At 50.4% G+C, this 25,371-nt stretch carries 17 protein-coding genes and 2 pseudogenes; 8 read left to right on the forward strand and 11 right to left on the reverse strand.

The annotated features are described in order from the left end of the window. From AC3G3F_RS22520 to torC, 5 genes and pseudogenes are all read right to left on the reverse strand, one after another. A pseudogene (locus tag AC3G3F_RS22520) lies at nt 1-111 on the reverse strand (cytochrome c biogenesis heme-transporting ATPase CcmA); the annotation flags it as partial. Between the two features lie 5 nt (nt 112-116). Continuing rightward, nucleotides 117-1,517, reverse strand: coding sequence for a cytochrome-c peroxidase (locus AC3G3F_RS22525; RefSeq protein ID WP_000724467.1), 1,401 nt, complete (start codon nt 1,515-1,517; stop codon nt 117-119). A 189-nt stretch (nt 1,518-1,706) separates the two neighbouring features. Then, nucleotides 1,707-2,339 carry a molecular chaperone TorD gene (torD, locus tag AC3G3F_RS22530; protein WP_488395803.1) on the reverse strand — a complete coding sequence of 211 codons (633 nt, stop codon included), beginning with the start codon at nt 2,337-2,339 and terminating at the stop codon, nt 1,707-1,709. Next, nucleotides 2,332-4,884: a trimethylamine-N-oxide reductase TorA gene (gene torA, locus AC3G3F_RS22535; RefSeq protein ID WP_023247217.1), complete on the reverse strand. Its 2,553-nt coding sequence runs from the start codon at nt 4,882-4,884 to the stop codon at nt 2,332-2,334. The genes torD and torA overlap by 8 nt, the downstream gene beginning before the upstream one ends. Next, nucleotides 4,874-6,058, reverse strand: coding sequence for a pentaheme c-type cytochrome TorC (torC, locus tag AC3G3F_RS22540; RefSeq protein ID WP_001230258.1), 1,185 nt, complete (start codon nt 6,056-6,058; stop codon nt 4,874-4,876). The genes torA and torC overlap by 11 nt, the downstream gene beginning before the upstream one ends. A 129-nt stretch (nt 6,059-6,187) precedes the next feature. Here torC and torR point away from each other — a divergent pair, with 129 nt between their 5' ends. Further along, nucleotides 6,188-6,880, forward strand: a complete 693-nt coding sequence (gene torR, locus AC3G3F_RS22545; RefSeq protein WP_023247216.1) for a two-component system response regulator TorR — start codon at nt 6,188-6,190, stop codon at nt 6,878-6,880. Here torR and torT read toward each other — a convergent pair. Next, nucleotides 6,853-7,893, reverse strand: a complete 1,041-nt coding sequence (gene torT, locus AC3G3F_RS22550; protein ID WP_023247215.1) for a TMAO reductase system periplasmic protein TorT — start codon at nt 7,891-7,893, stop codon at nt 6,853-6,855. The genes torR and torT overlap by 28 nt on opposite strands. A 79-nt stretch (nt 7,894-7,972) precedes the next feature. Between torT and torS the strand changes: the two genes are divergently transcribed. Then, entirely contained in the window at nt 7,973-10,711 is a 2,739-nt protein-coding gene (gene torS / locus AC3G3F_RS22555) for a TMAO reductase system sensor histidine kinase/response regulator TorS (protein WP_488395805.1), read from the forward strand. A 618-nt stretch (nt 10,712-11,329) separates the two neighbouring features. On the opposite strand, the gene AC3G3F_RS22560 is transcribed toward torS, so the two are convergent. Together AC3G3F_RS22560 and AC3G3F_RS22565 are read right to left on the reverse strand one after the other, a co-directional pair. Further along, the gene (locus AC3G3F_RS22560) at nt 11,330-11,731 is read right to left on the reverse strand and encodes a hypothetical protein (RefSeq protein ID WP_053511031.1); all 402 of its coding nucleotides are present in this window, start codon (nt 11,729-11,731) and stop codon (nt 11,330-11,332) included. A 2-nt stretch (nt 11,732-11,733) separates the two neighbouring features. After that, a complete protein-coding gene (locus tag AC3G3F_RS22565) occupies nt 11,734-14,022 on the reverse strand; it encodes a VgrG-related protein (RefSeq protein ID WP_488395807.1) in 2,289 nt (762 codons plus the stop codon). Between the two features lie 161 nt (nt 14,023-14,183). Between AC3G3F_RS22565 and AC3G3F_RS22570 the strand changes: the two are divergent. Further along, nucleotides 14,184-14,655: pseudogene (locus AC3G3F_RS22570) on the forward strand (transposase); the annotation flags it as partial. Between the two features lie 152 nt (nt 14,656-14,807). On the opposite strand, the gene yidA reads toward AC3G3F_RS22570, so the two are convergent. Beyond that, the gene (yidA, locus tag AC3G3F_RS22575; protein WP_488395809.1) at nt 14,808-15,653 is read right to left on the reverse strand and encodes a sugar-phosphatase; all 846 of its coding nucleotides are present in this window, start codon (nt 15,651-15,653) and stop codon (nt 14,808-14,810) included. 569 nt (nt 15,654-16,222) lie between these two features. On the opposite strand from yidA, the gene AC3G3F_RS22580 reads away from it, so the two are divergent. From AC3G3F_RS22580 to AC3G3F_RS22600, 5 genes are read left to right on the forward strand one after another with little or no spacing between them, the layout of a single operon-like run. Next, nucleotides 16,223-17,479, forward strand: a complete 1,257-nt coding sequence (locus tag AC3G3F_RS22580) for an MFS transporter (RefSeq protein ID WP_053529110.1) — start codon at nt 16,223-16,225, stop codon at nt 17,477-17,479. A gap of 30 nt (nt 17,480-17,509) precedes the next feature. Then, nucleotides 17,510-18,208 (forward strand): oligogalacturonate-specific porin KdgM family protein, encoded by a 699-nt coding sequence (locus AC3G3F_RS22585; RefSeq protein WP_023247208.1) that lies wholly within the window; start codon nt 17,510-17,512, stop codon nt 18,206-18,208. Between the two features lie 14 nt (nt 18,209-18,222). Further along, complete coding sequence (locus tag AC3G3F_RS22590) at nt 18,223-19,440, forward strand: alginate lyase family protein (protein ID WP_023247207.1); 1,218 nt, start codon at nt 18,223-18,225, stop codon at nt 19,438-19,440. Nucleotides 19,441-19,450: 10 nt separating this feature from the next. Further along, complete coding sequence (locus AC3G3F_RS22595; protein ID WP_064055823.1) at nt 19,451-21,382, forward strand: heparinase II/III domain-containing protein; 1,932 nt, start codon at nt 19,451-19,453, stop codon at nt 21,380-21,382. Nucleotides 21,383-21,406: 24 nt separating this feature from the next. Beyond that, nucleotides 21,407-21,739, forward strand: a complete 333-nt coding sequence (locus tag AC3G3F_RS22600; RefSeq protein WP_023247205.1) for a cupin domain-containing protein — start codon at nt 21,407-21,409, stop codon at nt 21,737-21,739. Between the two features lie 64 nt (nt 21,740-21,803). On the opposite strand, the gene gyrB is transcribed toward AC3G3F_RS22600, so the two are convergent. Beyond that, a complete protein-coding gene (gene gyrB, locus AC3G3F_RS22605; protein WP_023247204.1) occupies nt 21,804-24,218 on the reverse strand; it encodes a DNA topoisomerase (ATP-hydrolyzing) subunit B in 2,415 nt (804 codons plus the stop codon). A gap of 28 nt (nt 24,219-24,246) precedes the next feature. Then, nucleotides 24,247-25,320 carry a DNA replication/repair protein RecF gene (recF, locus tag AC3G3F_RS22610; protein ID WP_023247203.1) on the reverse strand — a complete coding sequence of 358 codons (1,074 nt, stop codon included), beginning with the start codon at nt 25,318-25,320 and terminating at the stop codon, nt 24,247-24,249. Nucleotides 25,321-25,371 lie beyond the last annotated feature (51 nt).

Consider the following 25,371-nt stretch of genomic DNA (forward strand, 5'->3'; position numbering starts at 1 on the left):
GCCGTTGCCGCCGGTGACCTGCACCCACTCCCCGGCATCCACGGTGAACGACAGCCCGCGAAACAGCGTCCTCTCGTCCCGCTCGCAGTGCAGTTCTCTGGCTTCAAGCATCATTGTCATTGCGCATATTCAGGTTGATATGGCGTATAAACACCGGTCAGGCTTTCCAGGAAAGCGACGATATCGTCAATATCGTTTTGTGGCAGATCGGTACCAACCTGGTAACGCAGCATCAGTTTTACCGCGCCATCCAGCGTCGGTACGTCGCCCCGATGGAAATAAGGCGCCGTTAACGCGACATTGCGTAAACCCGGAACTTTTTGCCGTAATTTATCGCGAACCTCTTTGGTGACGTTCATACGACCAATATCCGCTGCGGTAATTTCGCCAAAATTAAAGTCTCGCTTTAATCCCAACGGTTCAAAAGAGCGTCCGCCTAAAATGATACCGCCGTGACAGGTTGCACATTTATTCTCTTTAAATAATTGATAACCGTGTTTCTGTTGCGCGGTCAGCGCATTTTCATCTCCACGTAGCCATTTATCAAAGGCGGAATCCGGTGTTATCAACGTTTTTTCAAATTCGGCAATCGCATCAGTAATATTTTCCCCGGTAAATCCTTGCGGATAAACCGCCTGAAAATCTTTTTTCAGGACAGGATCTTTATCAAGCTTGCTAATAATTTCATCCCAGGATTTAGATGCCATTTCGATAGGATTTAACGGCGGTCCGCCTGCTTGTGCCTGAAGGGTTGCAGCACGACCATCCCAAAATTGTTCGATATTAAATACGGAATTGAATACCGTCGGCGCATTTATTGGCCCTACCGCACCGCCAACACCAATTGAGGTTTTTCTGCCATCGACACCCCCCGCATTTAACGCGTGACAATGCGCACAGGATATTGTGCTGTCGCCGGATAAACGTTCATCATGATAAAGGCGGAAACCTAAGTCGACTTTTTTCGCATCAACGGGAATATTGCGCGGAATAGGCTGAACGGGTTCATTCCGGTGCGCGGCGTCGGTGTCGGCGCTGGCATAGTTACGCTCACGTTGATCGGCTATCCAGTTCAGGATATCAGTACGCTCTTTATCGCTGACGCCCCCCGCCCAGTGCAGCGCGACATAGCGGGTTGGCGGCATAGTCTGATGTTGCATAACCCATTCAATTTTATTCAGTTCGCTTTGCGGCACCGGCGTATCCGCAATCAGGGCGGCCCGTACCGCCTCGAGGTTAAACGATTTGTAGCCGAGCTGGATATCGTAATCCATTAGCTGCTTTGCCACCGGAAAAGAGGAATAAAAAGGTAATTCAGCAGAAGGCGTATGACAATAATCACATCCTTTCTCCCTGAAATAACCCAGTATTTTGTTATTTTCTCCCACAACCGAGGCCTGCACATCGCTTTTTTTACTGCGCTGTTTGTCGTAATACCATACATACCCGGACAAACCTAAATAACATAACAGCCCAACGGTGATAACCGTTGTCGCATAGAGGGTAATTTTTTTCATATCACTATCCTTATGGGGTATTGCGGCATGATTAATTAAATTTTATTTTTTTACTCATGAGGCCCGTCAATACTAAATACAAACCCATCGTGGATATTGATTGGTATCAATAATTACAATTGGCTAAACCTATAGATATGATAACCCCCGGCTATCGTAACATTCATTTTGCGATGCCCATCACCTGGTTTATTCAGCAACAACAATGAATAAATCCTCTTTTTCGTCATCAAAACGAACGATAGCCAACAATAATTGACTTAACGCAGCATAAAAACCATAGGGATCATGCTTAACGCAATTATTTGTAAATTCCGGAAGCCAATCCAGTAATGACGACAATGTTTTCTGGAGTAATTTATTCATTCTCCGTTGTTGGAACGATTCACCCAATGAAAAATGTAAATGGCTGAGTAATTCCAGATAAATTGCCAGGTGATCGGCTGGCTCTTTAAAACCGTCGTTGACCTCCATCCCGGCTTCGAGCAATAAATGTTTAATCATGCCGGATTCCTGCTGCGGGTATTGCGAGGCGTAGGGCAACGCCGATTTTTTATCCGTCATCAGGAATAATCCGCAAAAATCTGCCGCCAGCTCCAACTGCGCATCCTGACGCAGGCTAAGCGCGGCAATTTTTTGTTCGAGTAACGCCACCGACGCCGCCAGCGCTGGCTGGCGCTTTAATAGCGCCAGCCAGTCCGCGATCTCCGCGGACTGTAATTGCATGAACCCTTCATCATCTACTTCCCGGAAAAAGAGTAACGCCAGCCATGCATATACGCAGGCATACTGTTCCTGAGCAAGCGCTGGCTGCTTAATCATGCGGATTCCCCTGCGATGCGGGTACATATTCACACTGCGCGACCATCTCAACCGGACCGTTAAACGCCGTGACGTTATCAATATGGCCGGTATATTTTTCAATTTCCACCAGCGTCGTATGCGCGCTGGTCGCCTGTGCGAGCTGCGATGTACCGATATCCAGCGTTAATACGTTAGGGTTGCCGTACTTACACAACGCGTTGATGTCGCCGCCTTTATCAGGATCGTACCAGGCGCCTTCATGAATTCGCGCCACGCCCGGCGCATAGCGATCGGAAACTACCGCCCCCGCCAGTACCTGCCCGCGTGCATTGAATACCCGCACAATATCACCGTTGCGGATCCCGCGCGCGCTGGCATCCTGTGGGTTAATAAAGACCGGTTCCTTGCCGCCAATGGCATATTGCTGACGCAGCGTTTCCGACTCACACAGTTGGGAATGCAGACGGAAATCAGGGTGGACGGATTGTAAGTGCAGCGGCCAGCGCTGCGATCCCGGCCCGCCATGCGAGCGTTCGATTTTTTCGAACCACATAGGATGGCCCTGACAATCGTCGTATTGCATGTCGGCGATCGTTTTGGAGTAAATCTCGATCAAACCGCTTGGCGTGCCCAACGGCTCCAGGTCCGGATCTTCACGGAAAGCCTGATGGCGCACAAACATCTGCGGATGATCAAACTCGATGTACTCCTGCTGATTCCAGAACACCTCGAAAGTCGGTAAGTGGATACCGCGACCTTTTCCCTGCTGGCTCCCTTCCTGCCAGATGCGTTTCAGCCAGCCCATTTCATCAAGACCTTCCGTGAATGCCGCTTCACGGTTAAAGCGTCGGCAGAGATCGCGGAAAATATCAAAGTCGTTACGCGCTTCAAACTGCGGCGACACCACCTGTTTCATGGCGATAATGCCGCGGTTAGAATGGTTGCCGAACTGATCGAGGTCGTTACGCTCAAATTGGGTGGTAGCCGGCAAAACGATATCCGCAAAGCGGCAGGTCGATGTCCACTGGTTATCAATAGCGATGACCGTTTCCAGCTTGCGCCACCCCTCAATAATACGATTAATTTGTTGGTGTCGGTGGAACGGATTGGTCCCGGCGAACACGCACATCTTCAGCGGCGGTAATTTAACCGATTTCCCGTTCCAGTTAATGACCTTCCCGGGGTCAAGGATGGCATCCATAAAACGCGCAATAGGAATGGTGCTGCTGTAGCCTTTGTAATCCGTGCTGTCGTGTACTGGCGGAACGGTCGTCGAACCGGAGAAGCCGCTTAAAATGATCCCCTTACGGCCAGGCGTCCCGGCGCCGTTGTAGTGCCAGCCAAAACCAAAGCCGCCGCCCGGCAAACCAATCTGTCCCAGCATTGCCGCCAGCACGACGACCATCCATGACCACTGTTCGCCATGCTGCATACGTTGTACGCACCAGCCAGCGATGATTTGCGTTCTGTCGCCCGCCATCTGCCGCGCCAACGCGCGGATGGTGTCGGCGTCAATACCGCACAGTTTTTCCGCCCAGGCGGCATCTTTGGGCTGTCCATCTTTCTCGCCCAGCAAATAGGGGAGGAACTGGTCAAAACCGACGCAGTAATTATCAAGGAAATTTTTATCGTACAGTTTCTCGCTGTACAGGGTATGCGCCAGCGCCAGTTGTAACGGAACATCCGTCTGAGGGTTAATGGCGATATGTTTGACCTTATCGCGCCCCAGATAATCGTGTGTGGAGGTAACGACCGGGTCGATGCTGATGACCGAGATAGCGCCGCTGGCAACCTTCTCTTTTAATTGTTCATAGTACTGATAGACATCGTGATCCGGGCACCACCAGTTTGCCTGCTGGTTTTTCACCATATCAGACCCCCATAGCACAATCGTTTTACTGTTCTGTAAAACAAGAGGCCATGAAGTTTGCTGTTCGTACACTTCCATTGAACCCACCACGCGCGGCAGAATCACCTGCGCCGCGCCGGTCGAATAGTCCCCCCCCGTGCTGACACTATTGCCATGCAGCGCAATCGCGCGCGCCAGCATCCCGGAGGCGTTATGGAACATGCCGGTAGATTGCCAGCCGCTCGCCGTCAGTAACGCGCTCGGCCCATAGGTGGTTTGCACCCGCTCCAGTTCCTGATAGAACAGATCCAGCGCTTCATCCCAGGAGACGCGCACAAAACGATTATCGCCGCGCTGCGAGGTGTCGCTTTGATGGCCTTTGCGCATCCAGTCGACGCGCACCATCGGATAGCGAATACGCGCCGCGTTGTGGACGTGATCGGGCAGACCGGCGATCATTTTGGACGGGTATTTATCCTGTTCAAACGGTTTTGCCGCCACAAATCGACCGTCAACCACCGTGGCGCGAATCGCCCCCCAGTGAGAACCGGTAAGGATACCCTCTTTCGTCGCGGCGCCTGGCGCAACGGCATCAGCCGCGCGGGCGCTACGGGGCGTCAGCAGTGACGGCCCCAGCATTCCTGCCACCGTCAAACCGCCGAGCTGCGCCAGAAAACGTCGACGAGAGACGTGTAACGTGTCCTTATTTTTCATTGTGTTCTCCCTTATCGCTGTGCGGCGTGTTGGTGGTATCAGACGCATTCATCTGGAGATATTTCAACAAGGTACGTTCTTCACGCTTATCCAGACTGGTGAAACCGATCATGCCGTTGAGCGTGCCGATCCAGCCATTAGCGTCGAAGTGCGCTTTGTCCGGCGCGCCGTGACACTGATTACAGGTGCCGTTATAGAGGGAGTCGGCGTAGGCCCAAATCGGTTTAATGTCATTTACCATGTCGCCTTTTTGCATCCACGCGGTTGCCTGTAATTTGCTCCACTGAGTATTGGTCGCCGCGACGGTGGTCTCTTCCAGCGTTTTCACATGCTGTTGCACATCGCCGCGAATCGAGGCGACAAAAATACGTTTACCGGGCAACTGCGTCAGCACGCGCTGGCGACCGTCCGTCTCCGTCCAGCCTTCGATTTGCACTTGCAGCCAGTCACCGTCCCGTTTAAGGACTTTCACTTCAGAAGCAGGTAACAGCGATCCTGCCGGTTCTTTATCGCCTTTAGCGGCATAAATCGGCTTGATATCCAGCGAATAGAGTGTATCGCCGTCATTATGTGTACTGGCGCTGGCGCGCAGTTCTTCAAACTGTTTGCGGAAACCGCTGCTCATATCCGGTAGCTGGTGGGCAATTCCTTTATGACAGTCGATGCAGGATTGATTTTCTTTAGCGGCGATTTTCATTTGCCGCGCCGCTTCCGGGTTCTGTTTCGCGTGATCCATCGCATCGTAGTTATGGCAGGAGCGACAGGTCGCGGAGTTATTCTCTTTCATGCGCGCCCATTCACGCTCGGCAAGCTCGGCGCGTTTGGCTTCAAATTTTTCCGGGGTATCAATCGAGTGGGCGATAAATGTCTGGTAAAGATCGTTGCTGGCTTCCAGCTTACGTTTCACCATGCCTGGAATATCGGGGGGAATATGGCAGTCGTGGCATTCCGCGCGTACGCCGGAAGCGTTCTGGAAATGTACGGACTGTTTATATTCCTGATACACCGGCTGCATACTATGGCAGCTAACGCAAAACTCTGTCGTACTGGTCAGTTTGATACCGACGTGAGGTAACACGATCAGCGCAACGCCGATCACAATCCCGACAATGACCAGCGCCAGTATCGACCAACGGGCGCTTGGCCTGAGTAGCGCTCTCCAGAGTTTTCGCATAATAGCCCCTGTAATTATATGGTTTAATGCACAGATCTTATTCCGCAAATATGAACAGCGTCACTGGTCAGGATGAACGGGATACGGCAATATATGAACAGATATGAACAGAAAGAGATCGCGCGCAGGATGTCACATCACATTGTTATTGTTGAGGATGAACCTGTTACTCAGGCCAGATTACAGGCCTATTTTGAGCAGGAGGGGTATCGTGTTTCTGTGGCCGACAGCGGCGCGGGCCTGCGCGACATCATGGAGCATGAGCACGTTTCGCTGATCTTGCTGGATATCAATCTCCCCGATGAAAACGGGTTGATGCTGACCAGGGCGCTACGCGAACGCTCCACGGTGGGCATTATTCTGGTGACGGGGCGTTGCGACCAAATCGACCGCATCGTCGGGCTGGAGATGGGCGCGGACGACTACGTCACCAAGCCGCTGGAACTTCGCGAGCTGGTAGTGCGGGTGAAAAATCTTTTGTGGCGCATCGATCTGGCCCACCCCACGCCGCAAAACGCCAATGAAAACTGCTACATGTTTTCCGGTTACTGCCTGAACGTGATGAATCACACGCTGGAGCACAACGGTGAAGCCATTAAGCTTACGCGCGCAGAGTACGAGCTACTGCTGGCCTTTGTGACCAACCCAGGCAAAGTGCTGCATCGCGAACGCCTGCTGCGAATGCTTTCCGCCCGCCGCGTAGAGACCCCGGATCTCCGCACGATTGATGTACTGGTTCGCCGCTTACGCCATAAAATTACGCCGGAACTGCTGGTCACACAGCATGGCGAAGGCTACTTTTTAGCCTCGGAGGTGTATTGATACAGATAGACGGGCCGAAATCCCGGCGGCGATAGCGAACGACGAACGCGCACGCTATCGGCGTTTTTATGCGTCAAAATAAGCACTGGTGGGCTGATATTTTCAGGCACCGGTTGCCCCTGTAAGACCTTAATCGACTGCGCTATCGCTAATTCTCCCTGCCAGGCCATCTGATCGCTGAGCGCCATCAGGATATGGCCGCGTTTTAAACCGCGATAAACCTGATGTGTCAGATAAAATGAGACGATCGTGAGCGGGGTCGTCAAATTCCGCCCTTCGCCCATCGCCGCCTCCGCCGCTATCGCCGACCCGGCTACCACATTAGCATCCGGATGGCGCTCCAGCATTTCCTGGAGTAAGTTTCGCTGCACTTCAATGTCGTTATCGCCCCAGGCGATATCCACAATGTTGATGGCGCTGTCTTTAATCGCCTGACGAAAACCCGCCACCATCTCCTGACTACCACCGGCTTCATCCGGCCCCGGGAAGAGCAAAACGTTAAGCGTTTTTCCTTTGCTCCACTGCGCCAGGAAACGTCCCGGCAGATAGCCCATCTGAAACCACGGCAGACCAACGCGGGTTGCGACGCTGGCATCGTGAATCATGTTCACCAGTTCAATAACCGGCACATTACCGGCATACTGCTCCAGCCCCGGGAAACGATCGGTACTGCTGCCAAGCAGAATAGCGTCGGCGCCCCATTCCCGGCACTGCATCATTTGCTGTTGTTGCGTCGCCAGTTGCCGATAGCCATTCGCTTCCAGCACTTTTAAATCAACGCCATACAATTTGGCCGCTTTTTGCATCCCGTAGTTGACGGACAACCAGTAAGAATCTTTCAGGCTGGGGTATAATGCGCACAGTTTCCAGGGTTTAATCGCATTGACTGACGTTTGCCGCCAGGGAATCGCCCGATCGGCGCGCGTCCAGTGTAGCAGCCCGGTTCCGGCTAACGCCGTTTCTACATTCGAGACGATGATTATCAAAAAAAAGAACGAAATAAGCGCGCGCATGATAGCCCCACAACCGACAAGGTTTTATCCTAATGGTTTTTCCGGCGGCAACTCAACCCATTTCATCCGCGGCGCATAAATGTCAACGCCCTCACTGACCCGCAGATTATGGCTGGCCTTCGCCCTGATGGCGGCGCTCACCCTACTCAGCACCGTGATCGGCTGGATAAGCCTGCGCGTCATTAGTCAGGTGGAGCAAACCAATACGCAAGCGCTGATCCCCACGATGAATATGGCCCGGCAGTTAAGCGAAGCCAGCGCTTATGAGCTCTTTTCCGCGCAAAATCTGACCAATGCCGACAGCGAGAGCGTTTGGCTGGCCCAGGGGAAGATGCTGAAAGCGCAAAGCCTCAAAATTAACCACATATTGCAGGCATTAAGCGAGCAGGGGTTTACTACCTCGGCCATTGCCCGGCAAGAAAAAGAGATCGCACAAACGCTTGGGCAGCAGGGTACGCTGGTCGGTGAAATTCTCACGCTGCGCGCACAGCAACAGCAGTTAAGCCGCCAGATTGCGGAGGCAGCGGAAATCATTGCCGCCCAGGCTCACGGACAGGCCAATAATGCAGCGACATCTGCAGGCGCCACCCAGGCCGGTATTTACGATCTTATCGAAAGCGATAAAGGGGACCAGGCTGAACGCGCGCTTGACCGGCTGATTGATATCGACCTTGAGTATGTGAATCAGATGAATGAGCTGCGGGTCAATGCCCTGCGGTTTAAGCAGCTCATAGTGACCTTAAAAGACGCGCAAGGGCTGAGCGATGCCGAGGACACCGATGAAAAACTTAATCAGTTGGTTAAAATTTTATCCCGCCGCCAGCAGCGTATAGAAGATCCTACCGTTCGCGCCCAAATCGCCGACGCGCTGGAGAAAATAAACCAGTACACCACACTGGTTACCCTGTTTCGTAAGGAAAACGCCATCCGCGACCAGCTTCAAACGCTTATGGCCAATAACCTCTTTCAGTTTACCCGCTTCAGTACGGAAGTGTCGCAGTTGGTGAACGCCATCGAAAAACGAAACGAGGCTGGGTTAGCGCGTCTTACACACGCCAGTCAGCGTGGGCAAATAGGGTTAGTGATCTTAGGCATCCTGGCGCTGTGCTCATTAAGTTTTATTCTTTGGCGAGTGGTTTACCGTTCCGTATCCCGCCCGCTGGCGCAACAAACGCAGGCCTTACAACGGCTACTGGAGGGCGATATTGACTCGCCGTTCCCGGAGGCGGCTGGCGTCAGCGAACTTGATACCATCAGCCGTCTGATGGAAGCGTTTCGCGCCAACGTGCGCAAATTGAACCGCCATCGTGAAGATTTGGCGGAGCAGGTGCGATCGCAAACGGCGGAGCTTCATGCGCTGGTGCTGGAACACCGACAGGCGCGCGCCGAAGCGGAAAAAGCCAACGAGGCGAAATCGACGTTCCTTGCCGCCATGAGCCATGAAATTCGCACGCCGCTTTACGGCATTCTCGGTACGGTACAATTGCTGGCGGATAAACCGCTCATGGCAAACTACCGCGACGACTTACAGGCCATTAACGATTCAGGCGAATCGCTACTGGCGATTCTTAACGATATTCTTGATTACTCGGCGATTGAAGTAGGCGGCACCAACGTTTCCATTAGCGAGGAGCCGTTTGAACCGCGACAATTATTGAATAGCGCGCTGCATTTAATGCACAGCCGCGTTCAGGTGGCGCTCATCGCCGACTTTAGCGACCAACTCCCCTCAACGCTACAAGGCGATCCGCGCCGGATACGCCAAATTGTGATTAATCTTTTAAGTAATGCGGCGAAATTTACCGATCGCGGCAACATAGTGCTGCGCACGTTTTGCGACGATCAGAGCTGGTTTATTGAGGTTGAAGATACCGGATGCGGTATCCCTGAAGCGAAGCTGACGGCTATTTTCAAACCGTTTGTGCAGGCGACAGGACGCCGGGGCGGGACGGGGCTGGGGCTGGCTATCAGCGCCAGCCTGGCAGAGGCGATGGGTGGGACGCTAACCGTCACCAGTACGCTTCATGTTGGCAGTTGTTTTCGTTTACAACTGCCGGTTCGCCACCCCAAACCCGCAAGCAAAAATGCGCTCAGGGAACCGATAAATCTTAACGGACTACGCTTGTTGCTGATTGAAGATAATATGCTGACGCAGCGTATTACCGCTGAAATGCTCACAAGCAAAGGGGTAAAGGTCTCACTTGCTGAAAGCGCGAATGACGCGCTACGCTGTTTAGCCAAAGGCGAGTCCTTTGATGTGGCGCTGGTGGATTTTGATTTACCGGATTATGACGGCTTAACCCTGGCGCAGCAGTTGATGAGTCAGTATCCCGCCATGAAACGCATTGGTTTTAGCGCGCATGTGATAGACGATAATCTCCGTCAGCGTACCGCCGGTCTTTTCTGCGGGATTATTCAGAAACCCATTCCCCGCGAGGAGCTTTACCGCATGATAGCGCATTATTTACAGGGCAAATCTCACAACGCGCGGGCGATGCTGAATGAACATCAGCTTGCCGGCGATATGGCGTCTGTCGGCCCGGAAAAACTCCGACAATGGGTCACGTTATTCAAAGACAGCGCGCTGCCTTTAGTCGAGGAGATCGAGGCGGCGCGCGCCATGAATGACGACGTTAACATTAAGCGGCTGGCGCATAAATTAAAAAGCGGCTGCGCCAGCCTGGGGATGACTCAGGCGACCGATGCCTGTCGGGAGCTGGAAATGCAGCCGCTTAGCGAGATAGATATTAAAACTATCGTGACGCAGGGAGTGACGGCGCTCGACGCATGGATATCGTCCGGTTTCAAAGAGGGATAAGCTCAACGATCCCGGACTAACCTGCCAGTTGTATGGTGATAAAATTGACGCTTGTAAAGGGATTACGCAAGACCCCAGGCAACTGGTAGTAAAAGCACGCCAAAGGATCCTTGCCGAATCCTTTTTTATAATCGCATTTTTATAATGCGCATTACAAAAACACCAGACGTAATTTTTCGTTATAATAAGCATCAATTCGCTATAAATAAACCTATTATAAACAACACATTATGCTCTTAGCGTACGTTTTCGTCCCATTGGCCCTCACCCCCTGTAAGCAAGAATCCCCGTTCAGCCCGACTGCTGCGCCTTATCCGGTAACTGTTCACTTGAGCCCAACCCAGAAAAGCACGTAAAAACGCCACTGGTAACTGGAGATAGCAGGAACGTGAGAGTGAAAAAGTTACTTTGTCGTTTGAAGAAGCCAGTTTGAAGCAGCTAAACAAAGTGTACTGCTTTGGTGACTGTTCCTGTGAAGATCAGTTATCGCCCGGTTTTGGCAAGTTTGCTGCTCGACGAAACCGAACCAACCTGTCTTCCTGCGGTTTTTTTCATTTACAGAGCAAAGGATTACGACGTTCCATGGAGGATCTCAAGAAGATCCTCCACATGATTTAATTAACCATCAACAGAACTAACAAAGTCAGACAACAACTTTTTAAGCGAAATTGTTTCATCCAAAACGCACTGTTTATTTAAAAGCATTCCGTTTTGCCCTCCAGTCTTCAGCCACAAGTCACATTTCCCATCAATGTATTTACGCTGGTTATCAGTAAATAACTTAAGTTCTACAATATTACCATCCTCTGGAGAGGTTATATCGCCATGCTTACCAATGAATGAATCTATTGACTTGTTCTGTGCGTTTATTTCTGAGTCAATGCACTCCGTTGACATGGGGTTATTTACTGTCTTAGATATACAATCAGTGTACTCTTTACTATATTCACTCACATTTTGTGAGAATGTAGAAAAAGACATTACAAAGATAGTCACACCAACAAAATTAATAAACCTCATAATTACTCAACCTCATAATTATATTGAGTCAAATCCAATAATTTGCTTTTCTCACTTACGACTCTATCCTTCAACCCAGACCAAAGAGTGGGGGAACTAGCACATTTTGTTTCTACATGCGCGTACTTATAATCTTGCACCGCAGTTATAATTTGAGCATCAGTGGCATTTTCAAAAGAAAATTCTTTTGTAGCTTTAATTATAATGTCTGTATATGGTCCATATTGGACTGAAGTAGACCATATCATGTCATGTATAGCCGCTCGCTTATGCTTTATATTAATCCCTTTTTTACCCAGAAATCCTAGCTGTACTTCATAATGAGTTTTCTTTATAAAAAGATATTGTTCGTGAGCAAAGTCCTCTTTATGCTCGCTAGCTATCTTTTTCCACTCAGTATTAAATTCTTGTGTCCCAACCTGCAAACCAGTGAGTCTATCTTTATATTTTGATTGCTGAATATAATCCTGAACAACGCCTGGTTTAGAAGATAACTGATAGCATCCATACGAAGCGCCACCATGATCCCCCCGCCCTGAAGACACAACTCCAGGTCCTCTTCCACCGGACTCATAGTGTTCTGACGTTGTACCCAGCACCCACACCTTAGCATTCATAGCAATAGCATCGAGAAACACCAGCGGATGCATATGCCACGGATTTTCCACCATCCCCGCCACACGATGCATCCAGCGCAGGTCAATCAGGAACTTCTCGCTGTAGGCGTACCATTCCGGCGCTTCTTTTTTTAGCTGCGGCGTAAAAAACGTTTTCCACACAGGCGCTTCCGACGAGTAATACCAGTCACTGGGGTGCTTCACGCACAGCCGATAAAGGTGGTCACGCATTGACGGATTCTGCACCGCACGCCGGTACTGTTCCGGGTTATACCGGGGGGATTTCGCATCGTCAATCCTGTCCAGTAGTTGCCGGTAGTTAAACGCCACCGCCTTGCTGTAGGGTTTCCCGTCATTGTCCGCCACGCTGAAAAACCGCTCAAAAATCGTCTTCACCAGCCCTTTCGGCTGCGTCTTCCCGTCGAGATGGTCAAAGCTCGCCGGGCTGTCTTCTGTCGTCTCAAAACCCCGGCCGGCCAGATCGTACCGGGACAACAACTGCACATCCGACCCCGCCAGCAGCCCCCGCGACGACCCGCCCGGCCAGTAGCGTTTACCCTCTTTGTCCGTCACTGCCTGCCCGGACAGCGCCATCACCGTTTCGGTCTGCGTGGTTATCAGCCCCTTCTGTATTTCTCCGCCGCTGAATTGCAGGTACACCGGAATGTCCTTCGGACAGCGGGCAAAGGCGGGCATGTCGCGCCCCGTGCCTTCCGGGTTGCTCAGGAAGTGCGGCAGGTCGTCCGTCGTCAGGCATTCGATATGCACCTGATAGCGTTTTTCATGTCCGTCTTCACCGGGCACCTGAAACCAGCCCAGATGACCCACCGGGTCCCCGGCCTTAATCGGGTAAGGGGTCGGGCACACCACCGTATCAAACTGCACCGTTTCACGTGACGGCGGCAGGAACGGGGACCACCACGCCGGACGGGTGGCGCTGTCGCGGGCCGGAACCAGATTCTCTCTGTCGCACACCGTCCACACCCGGTCCCCGGTGCTCAGGCTCATGCAGCCCGTGACCGGCTCCGCCAGCGTGACGTGCGCATACTGCCGCCCGTTGCTCCCGGTCATGGTGTCGGCGCTGACCGCTTTATCCCATGTCACCCGCGTGCCGGACGGCAGCTCTGCCGCCACCCACTGCCGGGACGCATCCACATACGCCTTCAGGCGCTGGCCGTCAGCCACCTGAAACGCTGTACTGTCCCGCTCCGGGTAGGCCAGCCAGGGCGCGAGGTGCATATACAGGGTGTAAAAGGTCAGCCCGCTCTCTGCCGTTTTCCCTGGCTGAATACGGTGGCGAATAAGCACAAAAGACCCGGAGTAGCATAAATCCCCCCAGTACCACGGCACGCTGAGGTAATCCCGGTTAATCCGGTAGGCCACCACCTCACCGTCCGCCATGCAGCGCACAGCCTGCTCCCCCGGAAACGGTACCGGGAAATCCACCGCCTCATTCATCGCCTGACCGCTGAGCGCACACCACGGCGTGGTGGTGTCACTGATGTGAATGCCGCCGTGCCACATGCCATTGCGGCCGATAAGCCAGTGCCCGGTGGCCTCGCCCTCCAGATGCGCCAGCATCTCCTCCAGGTTACTGAACTCCCCGCCCCGGTTATTTTTCGGCACCGGCCAGCGAATGGCCGGGAGCTGCGGGCCGTTTTCCGGCTTCGACATAGAAAATCCTTTTAGTTTGTCTGGTTAAGTATGGGTCCATCATACATCGGCCGGAACTTAACCAAAATTACCCCAGTTGTCGCAATATGTTACCGGGCCCCCCGAAAAATCGGTGTGTTGATAAGTAGAATTTTCTCGTCACCTAAACCGGGAAGATCTCTATGAAAAAATCACGTTTTACTGACAGCCAGATCATGTCCATCCTGAAGCAAGCCGAGGCCGGAGCACCTGTGGCTGAACTGTGTCGTGAGCATGGCATGAGCAATGCAGTTTCTATAAGTGGCGTTCACGTTTTGGCGGTATGGAGCCTCCATGATGACCCGTTTGAAAAAGCTGGAAGATGGAAATCTCCGCCTCAAAAAAATGTATGCTGAGGAGTGACTTAAAGCCGAAATCATTCAGAAGGCCGTGGCAAAAAAGTGGTGACGCCATCGCGTCGAAAGCCGATGACACAGCACGCGGTCAGAAGTCGAAACGTCAGCATGCGTTTTGCCTGTAAGCTGTTTTTAGTCAGCGAAAGTTGCTATCGCTATCAGCCTCAATTGAATGCAGAAAATGACCTCAATTGCCGAATGGCTGTTCTGCATCACTGACAGTCAGCGCAACTGGGGATTTGGTCTGTGTTATTTGTACCATGTCAACAATGTAGTTGTGTTGTACTACAATTTAGATCACAAAAACGACAATTAGTTATGAGAACGTTATAAGACGTAAACGAAAGACATAAAAAAACCCGCAACAAGTGCGGGTCGTTAAGCGCGTATTCGCCCGATGGCGACTATGCCTTATCGGGCGGGAAAATGGCCGGATGAGTGGTCGGGGTTCAGCACAAATTTTTCGATAGCCCAGGCGACACCATCTTCCAGATTTGATTTAGTGACGAAGTTGGCAACCTCTTTTACCGACGGAATGGCGTTGTCCATCGCCACGCCCATGCCGGCAAACTCAATCATCGCAATGTCATTTTCCTGATCGCCAATCGCCATCACCTCTTCCGGCTTGATGCCCAGCGCGTCGGCCAGCGATTTTACGCCCGTACCTTTATTGACGCGTTTATCGAGGATTTCAAGGAAGTACGGCGCGCTTTTCAGCACGGTGTACTTCTCTTTTACTTCCGCCGGAATGCGCGCGATAGCCTTATCAAGGATGGCGGGTTCATCAATCATCATGACTTTCAGGAACTGCGTCGCCGGGTCCATTTTCTCTGCTTCGCAGAACACCAGCGGAATGGTCGCGACATAGGATTCATGTACGGTGTAGTAGCTGATATCGCGGTTGGCAGTATAGAGCGTGTTGCGATCCAACGCGTGGAAGTGAGACCCCACTTCGCGGGATAGCTGCTCAAGGAAACGATAATCGTCATAGCTCAGCGCTGTTTGCGCCACCGTACTGCCATCACCGGCTTTCTGCACCAGAGCGCCGTTATAGGTGATGCAGTAGTCGCCGGGTTGTTCCATATGAAGTTCTTTCAGATAGCTGTGAACGCCCGCATATGGACGCCCCGTGGTCAGCACCACGTTCACCCCTTTTTCGCGGGCTGCAGCAACCGCGTTTTTAACGGCAGGCGAAATGGTGTGATCGGGCAGCAGAAGGGTGCCATCCATGTCGATAGAAATAAGTTTGATAGCCATGAGTTCCCCGGATGAAATGAGTACTGGCCCATGCTAACGCGATTCGGCACAAAAAACAGCTATCAAAAGGGGCTGGATTACGACAAAAGAATCCCCGTTATGGCTAACGCTTACCGCTTTACTCCACAGGTCCATAATTGTTGCATATCAGTACGGTCATTAATTTTATATGAGATTTAACACTCGCAGCCTTCATGCATCCAAACAATAAAAAAGCCAATGCTTAATGACTTAGATTATAACAATGGCGCACTCTATTTTTTAATTAAATACTAATTATCTATGCTTTTTTGTTTTTACATTTAATAAAAATATGTATATTTCATTATTTTTAAAAATAGTCACTAAGCCTTTGTGAAAAACCACATAACCTCATGAAAAAAAATAAAAATTATTAAATCTGGTAGGTTTTTTTATACATAAAATATTTTGCGTATCTTTTAGCTTTATGTAAGTGTGAATTTCCTCACGGAAATTAATATTAAATTTGAGTTTCATGCATACGAAACAACGTTTCATTTTTTAATAACCAATGTTTCTTAAAACCAACTGTATACATGAGACCAACAATGAAAATTAAGAATCTACGATGGTACATCATCGTCCTTGTGATGTTGGGCACCATTACCAACTATCTGGCAAGAAGTACCCTTGGCGTTGCTGCGCCTGAGATGATGAGAACATTGGGGCTATCGAGCGAGCAGTATTCCTGGATTGTCTCCGTCTTTCCTTTTACCTATGCAATCGGTGGTATTGCATGCGGCTTTATTATTGACAAGTTTGGCCTACGATTAAGTTTTGCTCTTCTTGCGGCGCTATGGTCTATTTTCAACATGCTGACGGGATTATGCAGTACCTGGCTGCCAATGGCATGGCTACGCGGCGGTTTAGGATTAACCGAGGCTGCCTTTAACCCTGCGGGTATGAAAGTCACAGCGGAATGGTTCCCGGCAAAAGAAAGAGGATTGGCATGCGGTATTTATAGTCTGGGAACATCCGTCGGCGCAATGCTGGCACCACCGCTAGTGGTCTGGGCAATCGTTAATTACAACTGGGAAATGTCGTTTGTCGTAACCGGGGCGATAGGTATTGTGTGGGCAGCGATATGGTACATTTTTTACCGTTCTCCGGAACAACACCCTGCGCTGATAAAGGCAGAATATGACACCGTACAGGCCGATCAGATTGAGGTGGTAAAAGAAAAAGCGACGCTTCGCTCTATCATTACTCACCGTAATTTATGGGCTATTTCATTACCACGTTTTATGGCCGATCCGGCCTGGGGAACGTTGCATTACTGGATGCCACTTTACCTTGTAACCATTCGACATATGGATATGGCGCATATCGCAATGTTCGCCTGGCTGCCTTTCCTGACGGCTGACTTCGGCTGCATCTTTGCCGGTTACATTTCTCGCCTACTGGTTAACCGTGGTATTTGTGTGCTGAATGCCAAACGTATCACATTTACATTTGCCTCTATCCTGATGTTATCAATGGCAGGCGTTGGCTTCGTCACCAATGTTTATGTTGCTCTTGCGCTGTTCTGTATTGCCGGCTTCGCTCATCAGTGTCTGTCTATTACGGTCATCAGTATGTCTTCAGACTTGTTCCCTAAACAAGAAGTGGGGACGGCAACAGGGTTTGCTGCATTTACCGGCAGCATGGGAAATTTCCTGTTTGGTCTTTTTCTGGGGGCTATGGTGACTGTAATTGGTTATAACGCCTTTTTTGTAGGATTAGGGGTATTCGACTTAGTTGGCGCACTCTTTTTATGGGTTCTTATAAAAACGCCTAAAAAAAGCATACAGCCTATCGCTGCATAAATTCTAAAATCTCGGCAAGGAAATAATTTAATGAATAAAACAGCTTTATTGCTGGCGGCTTGTTGTTGTCCTGTAGTCGGCCATGCTATGACTTTTGATATGCGTGGTGGCTATAAAGAGGCCAGCCATAGTTATGAATCTCGCTTTAAAATGAGCCAAAGTTTTAAATCCGGGTACTGGTTAAGTATGGAGACAGATAATAAACAAGGTGACGATAACTTTGATCAGTCTACTGTCAGTTACAATGAAATTGAAGGTAACTATAAATATATATTAAACCCTAAGATTACTATACAGCCAGGGATGATTTATCACTGGAGTGCTGATGGCACACAAATTCGCCCCTACGTCAAATTTGTCTGGAATATGACTGACTCAATTTATTCCGGAGTTCGTTTTCGTTATGACTGGAACCAGTATGATTCTACAGATCTTTCTGGTAATCAGGATAAAGGAAGCGTCGAACGACTGGATTTGTACTTTGGCTGGCAGAATCAATACTGGGGTATTCAGGATAATCCGGTGTTCTATCGTTACGTGAATGATTTCCATTATAATAATGGGAAGAAAAGCGCGTATGAAAATGATCTGGTCGTTAAATATAAACTGAATAAAACCTGGCAACCCTACGTTGAGTGGGATTATATGGAACAGCAAGGTAAATATGACGATGAATCAGGATTAACCGAAAACCGCTTCCGCGTTGGGCTAACAATTAACTTCGAATAAACAGGCTAAATACAATGAAAAGTATAATATATTACCTGGCATTTATTGCCAGTGGGGTTTTCTGCGCCCAAGCTTTCGCTGCAGCGCTACCTCATTGTCTGACTTATGATTGCGAGCAAATGTTGAGTATCAAGCAAAGCATTCGCCGCCATGACGCTCAGTATATGCCAGCCTGGCAAGCGCTTTTGCAGCAGGCTGACGCCGCGCTCGGCCATTCCGTTTATTCCGTCACGGATAAAACACTGCTCCCCGCCTCAGGAAACAGGCATGACTATTACAGTTTTGGCCCGTACTGGTGGCCAAATCCTGATAGGAAAGACGGAATGCCCTATATACGTAAAGATGGGCAAATCAATCCTGATACAAAAACAGACGGCACCGACAGTAAACGGATGGTGCGGTTCTCCAACGATGTGCAGGTATTGGCGCTAGCCTGGTTTTACAGCGGTAAGGATAAATACGCGAAAAAAGCGCAACAGCTTTTACACGCCTGGTTTCTTGATAGCAAAACCAGGATGAACCCTAACTTGAATTACGCACAAGCGATCCCCGGAAAAGTAAATGGACGTGGTATTGGTATTATTGATACCCGTGTGTTGATTGATGTGGCTGATAGTATTGCTTTACTGGAAACATCCGGGTACATCACGCCGCAAGCGCTCACAGGGTATAAAAAATGGTACGCTGACTATACCCAATGGCTGTTAACAAGCCACAACGGTTTCGAGGAATCAAACTGGTATAACAATCATGGGGCATGGTATGACACACAAGTGACCGCATTTTCCCTCTTTACGGACCAACTACAGCAGGCGCAGCGACAGGTAGAGATCTTCAAATTGCGCCACCTAATTTCTCAGGTAAATGCAGCCGGTGAACTCACGTCTGAAACTGAACGCACTCGTTCCTTTCATTACACCAATTTCGCACTGTCGGCCTATGCGCGTATGGGGCGCTATGGAGAGAAAACGCACAACGATGTCTGGGGATTCGAACTGGATAACCGCACGATGAAAAAAGCGTTTGCTCTGGTTAGCGAGCAAACTGGAAAGCCGCAAAAATCCTGGGTGCATGAAGATATCCGATACACACCTTCCGAAGCAATAGGACCGTTATTAGCGGCTGCAAGGGCGTACCAGGATGCGGAATTCACCAAAAACGCAGCATTACTTGTAAAGGAGAATAACAAAGATATCAATATTCTCATCCCGGGTTCAGTGTTGGTGAAATAACGAGGGCGACATGAAGCAGTTCACACAATCGCAGGTATTACAGGCTCGCAAGCGCATAACACCAGATATAATAAAGGCGCTGATCGCGGTTAATAATGATGTTATTAATAACCCAGTTCTGGTTCCTGAAATCGGATGTGCAACCTGGAATCATTACTTTTTTTGTCCGGATCATAGTGTGCGTTTAATCTGGGATCGCCATTCTCCAGGGTTACATCGCTGCCCTATTGATCACGCAAGTTTTGCTGGTGAACCCTATGATGGCGCATGGTGGCGTTGGCTTAATGGGTTGAATGCAAAAGCATGTTACGAATTAGCGGTACTATGGCTGCTAACGAATGAACCCCACTATCTCAATAAGGTCCGGGATGTTTTGATGCAATACGCCCAATATTATCCAGACTATCAGGAGCATGGTGGCATTCCTTACAATGGTCCGGGTAAAGCGAATGCCCAGACATTATGCGAGGCCAACTGTCATACAGATTTTGCCAGAGGTTTTGACATTATCCGTACAACGTTGACAGCGGAGGAAGACCAATATATTGCAGAACGTCTGTTGCGTTCCGGCGCTGAGTTTTTGATGAAACACCGGTGTAATCAGATCCATAATCACGAAGTCAAAATAAGCACTGCAATCGGCATAATTGGTGCCGTTTTGGACGACAACGTTTATCTCGAATTCGCTATCAATAGTCAGTATGGATTGCGATATCAACTGGAACATGCCTTAATGCCAGACGGTATGTGGTTTGAAGGTTCTCTGCATTACCATTTTTATGCGCTACAAGGTTTTTTCACCTATGAAAAAATGGCCAGCGGTTCTGATTACAGCTTACTGAAAACCGCTTATTACCCAAAAATGTTAAGTGTACCACTGACACAGTTAATGCCGGATATGACTTTACCGAAAATTAACGATTGTGTTAATGGTCAGGAAAAACTGACACATACCGATATTTATGAATATGCCTGGTGGTATTACGGCACGCCTGAGTATGGACAGTTATTAAAACAAATCTATAGTCAGCGTCCCCGAAACAGCATCGATGCATTATTTTACGGTAAAACGCTCCCCTCTACGTCTCTTTTACCGCCGCAAGAGACTCTACACACCGCAGAAAGTGGCCTGACTATTATCAGGAATAAGCCAGGACGTGCCATTTGTATCAAACATACTCCCTATGGTGGCGAGCACGATCATTACGATCGTCTGGGGTTAACCGTGTTTAATAATGGCCGGGCCCTTTTTCCAGACCCAGGGACAACGGGATACGGCGCTCCCTTGCATTACGGTTACTACAAGAACTCCTTTTCACATAATACACTCTGTATTAACGGGAAAAACCAGGCGCCAGCGAATCCCTATGTGGTGTCATATCACGAGGAAAATGGCACGGTACAGCTCATCACAGAAGTCGAATGGAAAAGTACTCCCCTACTCCCGGACAGTAAAACCCGGGTTGAATGGGATGAAGAGGCCTATAAAGACGTTGTTTTTCGCAGAAATATCACCGTAAAGAATGACTTACTGATTGATATCATTACTGTAGATAATCCATTCGACCAGGAAATTAATACTACTTATCTTATTAACGCTGAACCACCGCTTGCTGAATACAAGAAAACGCTCTTTCCCCGTGTTTTCGTGGCGAAGGAAGTTAGCCTGGAGGTTCCAGTGAAACTGACCTGGTGTGCTCCTGATAAATTTAATCTTTACTGCTTATCACTAAGCAATAGTATGCTTTTCCTGGGTAAAGGGCCGAATAATCCTTCAACGTCAGATCTTACTTATCTCACCATGCGCTCTAAAGAAAAACAGGTCGCCCATATCACTGTTACCGATTTTTCCGGTGAAGATGATATCCAGATAAAAATTGAAAATGAGAACCTCATCGTTACGGTAAATAATCTTACTGCTCATTTAATCCCTTTAGCATAACTCATTACTGAAAGAGAAAAATCAATGTTCGTATTACACAATGATACCGTGAAGAATAGCGTGGGGAATGGGGTTTCCAGACAGATTCTCGCCCACAGTGGTTCCCTGATGGCAGTAGAAGTGGAGTTTACTGAAGGCGCTATCGGGCCATTACATAGCCATCCCCATGAACAGCTTACTTATGTGCTTGCGGGCGAGTTCAAATTTACTATCGGCAATGAGTCGCAGGTGGTAAAACAGGGTGATACGTTGTACAAGCGACCCAATATTATGCATGGCTGCGTCTGTCTGAAAGCAGGAAAGCTGTTGGATATTTTTACACCGATTCGGGACGATTTTTTATTGGCCAGCAAATGATCTAAAAACTTACTGAAAAAACGCCTGAAATATTCAGGCGTTTTTCACTGAGGCAAAAGAACCATCAGATATCGATATTCGCCGCTTTCAGGGCGTTCTCTTCGATAAAGGCACGACGCGGTTCAACGGCGTCGCCCATCAGCGTGGTGAACAACTGGTCGGCAGCAATCGCATCTTTGACGGTCACGCGCAGCATACGGCGGCTTTCCGGGTCCATTGTGGTTTCCCACAACTGATCCGGGTTCATTTCACCCAGACCTTTATAACGCTGGATAGCCAGACCGCGACGTGATTCTTTCACCAGCCACTCCAGCGCCTGCTCGAAGCTGGTTACCGGCTGACGACGCTCGCCGCGTTCGATAAACGCGTCCTCTTCAATCAGACCGCGCAACTTCTCGCCCAGCGTGCAGATACGACGATACTCCGCGCCAGTCACAAACTCGTGATCCAACGGATAATCGGTATCCACGCCGTGCGTACGCACGCGAACGATCGGCTCGAACAGATTCTGTTCCGTATTAGTATGAACATCGAACTTCCACTGGCTGCCGTGCTGCTCTTTCTCATTCAGCTCGGTAATCAGCGCATTCACCCAACGCGTTACGGTCTGCTCATCAGAAAGATCGGCTTCGGTCAGAGTTGGCTGATACACCAGCTCTTTGAGCAGTGCTTTCGGGAAGCGGCGCTCCATACGCCCAATCATTTTCTGCGTGGCGTTATATTCAGACACCAGTTTTTCTAACGCTTCGCCGGACAGCGCCGGCGCGCTGGCGTTCGCGTGCAGAGTCGCACCGTCAAGCGCGATGGAAATCTGATACTGATCCATCGCTTCATCGTCTTTAATGTACTGTTCCTGCTTGCCTTTCTTCACTTTGTACAGCGGCGGCTGGGCAATGTAGACATGGCCGCGCTCGACGATTTCCGGCATCTGACGATAGAAGAAGGTCAACAGCAGCGTACGGATGTGCGAGCCGTCGACGTCCGCATCGGTCATGATGATGATGCTGTGATAACGCAACTTGTCCGGGTTGTACTCGTCGCGACCGATACCGCAACCCAACGCGGTAATCAGCGTCGCCACTTCCTGGGAAGAGAGCATCTTGTCGAAGCGCGCTTTCTCGACGTTGAGGATTTTACCTTTCAGCGGCAGAATCGCCTGGTTCTTGCGGTTACGCCCCTGCTTCGCAGAGCCGCCCGCGGAGTCCCCTTCCACCAGGTACAGTTCAGACAGCGCCGGATCGCGTTCCTGACAATCCGCCAGCTTGCCCGGCAGACCGGCTAAGTCCAGCGCGCCTTTACGACGGGTCATTTCACGGGCGCGACGCGCCGCTTCACGCGCACGGGCGGCGTCGATAATTTTGCCAACCACGATTTTGGCGTCGGACGGGTTTTCCAGCAGGTATTCACTCAGCAGTTCGTTCATCTGCTGTTCCACTGCCGATTTCACCTCGGAAGAGACCAGCTTGTCTTTGGTCTGCGAGGAGAATTTCGGGTCCGGCACCTTCACGGAAACGACCGCAATCAGGCCTTCACGAGCATCGTCGCCGGTGGCGCTAACTTTGGCTTTTTTGCTGTAGCCTTCTTTGTCCATGTAGGCGTTCAGGGTACGGGTCATCGCCGCACGGAAGCCTGCCAGGTGGGTACCGCCATCGCGCTGCGGAATGTTGTTGGTAAAGCAGTAGATGTTTTCCTGAAAACCGTCGTTCCACTGTAGCGCCACTTCAACGCCGATACCGTCTTTTTCGGTGGAGAAGTAGAAGATATTCGGGTGGATCGGTGTTTTATTCTTGTTCAGATATTCAACAAACGCCTTGATGCCGCCTTCGTAGTGGAAATGATCTTCTTTGCCGTCGCGCTTGTCGCGCAGGCGGATGGAGACGCCAGAGTTCAGGAATGACAGTTCACGCAGGCGTTTCGCCAGAATCTCATATTCAAACTCAGTGACATTGGTGAACGTTTCGTGGCTCGGCCAGAAACGGACCATCGTACCGGTTTTATCGGTATCGCCAGTGACGGCCAGCGGTGCCTGCGGCACGCCGTGCTCGTAGATCTGACGGTGAGTTTTGCCATCTCGCTGGATAACCAGTTCCAGTTTTTGCGACAGGGCGTTGACTACCGAGACGCCCACGCCGTGCAGACCGCCGGAGACTTTATAGGAGTTATCGTCAAATTTACCGCCCGCGTGCAGAACGGTCATGATCACTTCCGCCGCTGAGACACCTTCTTCCGGGTGAATCCCGGTCGGAATGCCACGGCCATCATCCGTTACAGATACGGAGTTATCGGCGTGAATAGTCACGACGATATCTTTACAGTGACCTGCGAGCGCTTCGTCGATAGCGTTATCTACCACCTCGAATACCATGTGGTGCAGACCGGTGCCGTCATCCGTGTCGCCGATATACATACCCGGGCGCTTACGCACCGCATCCAGCCCTTTCAGGACTTTGATACTGGAGGAGTCATAAGAATTCGACATCAACGTTTCTCGCTCATTTAATCTTGGGTTAATCCGTTATTTTACCTTTTTCTACGCTGAACATCTTCGAATTTTTGTCCGACATGTCCAGAACGTGTTCAGCGCTGATTGCGCTGACAAAGACTTGCGATTGCGTCGCTTTTAAGCGGCTGGCCAGCAGCCCGCGACGCGCATCGTCAAGTTCAGAGGCAAAATCATCTATCAGGTACAGGCAGCGCCGTCCGCTTTCGCGGGTAAGGAACTCGCCCTGCGCCAAACGTAAGGCGCACATCAACAACTTTAGCTGCCCGCGCGACAGGGTATCTTCCACCGGCGCGCCGTCAGCGCGAATGCGAAAGTCCGCTTTATGCGGCCCGTGCGCGGTGTAGGTCAACATACGGTCGCGTTCAAAGCTTCGCTCCAGCACGTCCGCATAGTCTGTCTCTTTCTCCCAGCCGCGCTGGAAAGAGAACGTCAAGGAAAATTCAGGTAAAAACTGCTGACAGGTATCCGCCATGTCCTGTGCGATAGCGCTACTGTACTCCGCCCGCCAGGAGCTAATTTGTTCCGCCAGCGGGATCAACTCTTTATCCCACGGGCGTAGTTGCTCATAACGACTTACCTGGCGCAGTGCGGCATTACGCTGCTTCAGCAATCGTTTCAGGTTGCTCCAGGCGGTGAAGAATCCGGCTTCGTTGTGAAAGCATCCCCAGTCAAGGAACGCTCTTCTGTATTTGGGGCCGCCATTGAGTAAAGTAAACCCCTCCGGCGTAATCAACTGCATCGGCATTAAATGCGCCAGCTCAGCGACCTTGTGACCGTCAGTACCGTCAATACGGACTTTGCTGTCGCCCTGCTTATCTTTGGTTAACCCAATCGATGTCTCACGCTCCTCGCCCTGCAAGCGCCCGTGAAGAACAAACGCTTCCTGCTCATGACGAATCACGCGGCCAGGCTGCAAACTGCGAAACGCCCGACCGTGGCCAAGCGTATAAATCGCTTCCAGCACGCTGGTTTTGCCGCTGCCGTTCGCGCCAACCAGGAAGTTAAAGCCGGGGGATAAAGCGAGATCCGCATTTTCTATGTTGCGGAAATCTTTGATTAGCAGTCTGGATAGCGACATATCAACTCATAACCAGGGCGTTATCGGCGCAGTTAGTCTGGTTACGGCCAG

Source organism: Salmonella sp. FC25216 (assembly GCF_057751355.1).

Coding starts and splice junctions, on each gene's coding strand:
- torA (WP_023247217.1), bottom strand. CDS start 4,884: ATGAAAAATAAGGACACGTTACACGTCTCTCGTCGACGTTTTCTGGCG.
- AC3G3F_RS22590 (WP_023247207.1), top strand. CDS start 18,223: ATGAAAAGTATAATATATTACCTGGCATTTATTGCCAGTGGGGTTTTC.
- recF (WP_023247203.1), bottom strand. CDS start 25,320: ATGTCGCTATCCAGACTGCTAATCAAAGATTTCCGCAACATAGAAAAT.
- torC (WP_001230258.1), bottom strand. CDS start 6,058: ATGCGAAAACTCTGGAGAGCGCTACTCAGGCCAAGCGCCCGTTGGTCG.
- AC3G3F_RS22600 (WP_023247205.1), top strand. CDS start 21,407: ATGTTCGTATTACACAATGATACCGTGAAGAATAGCGTGGGGAATGGG.
- AC3G3F_RS22525 (WP_000724467.1), bottom strand. CDS start 1,517: ATGAAAAAAATTACCCTCTATGCGACAACGGTTATCACCGTTGGGCTG.
- AC3G3F_RS22585 (WP_023247208.1), top strand. CDS start 17,510: ATGAATAAAACAGCTTTATTGCTGGCGGCTTGTTGTTGTCCTGTAGTC.
- AC3G3F_RS22560 (WP_053511031.1), bottom strand. CDS start 11,731: ATGAGGTTTATTAATTTTGTTGGTGTGACTATCTTTGTAATGTCTTTT.
- AC3G3F_RS22595 (WP_064055823.1), top strand. CDS start 19,451: ATGAAGCAGTTCACACAATCGCAGGTATTACAGGCTCGCAAGCGCATA.
- torT (WP_023247215.1), bottom strand. CDS start 7,893: ATGCGCGCGCTTATTTCGTTCTTTTTTTTGATAATCATCGTCTCGAAT.
- torS (WP_488395805.1), top strand. CDS start 7,973: ATGTCAACGCCCTCACTGACCCGCAGATTATGGCTGGCCTTCGCCCTG.
- torR (WP_023247216.1), top strand. CDS start 6,188: ATGTCACATCACATTGTTATTGTTGAGGATGAACCTGTTACTCAGGCC.
- yidA (WP_488395809.1), bottom strand. CDS start 15,653: ATGGCTATCAAACTTATTTCTATCGACATGGATGGCACCCTTCTGCTG.
- torD (WP_488395803.1), bottom strand. CDS start 2,339: ATGATTAAGCAGCCAGCGCTTGCTCAGGAACAGTATGCCTGCGTATAT.
- gyrB (WP_023247204.1), bottom strand. CDS start 24,218: ATGTCGAATTCTTATGACTCCTCCAGTATCAAAGTCCTGAAAGGGCTG.
- AC3G3F_RS22580 (WP_053529110.1), top strand. CDS start 16,223: ATGAAAATTAAGAATCTACGATGGTACATCATCGTCCTTGTGATGTTG.
- AC3G3F_RS22565 (WP_488395807.1), bottom strand. CDS start 14,022: ATGTCGAAGCCGGAAAACGGCCCGCAGCTCCCGGCCATTCGCTGGCCG.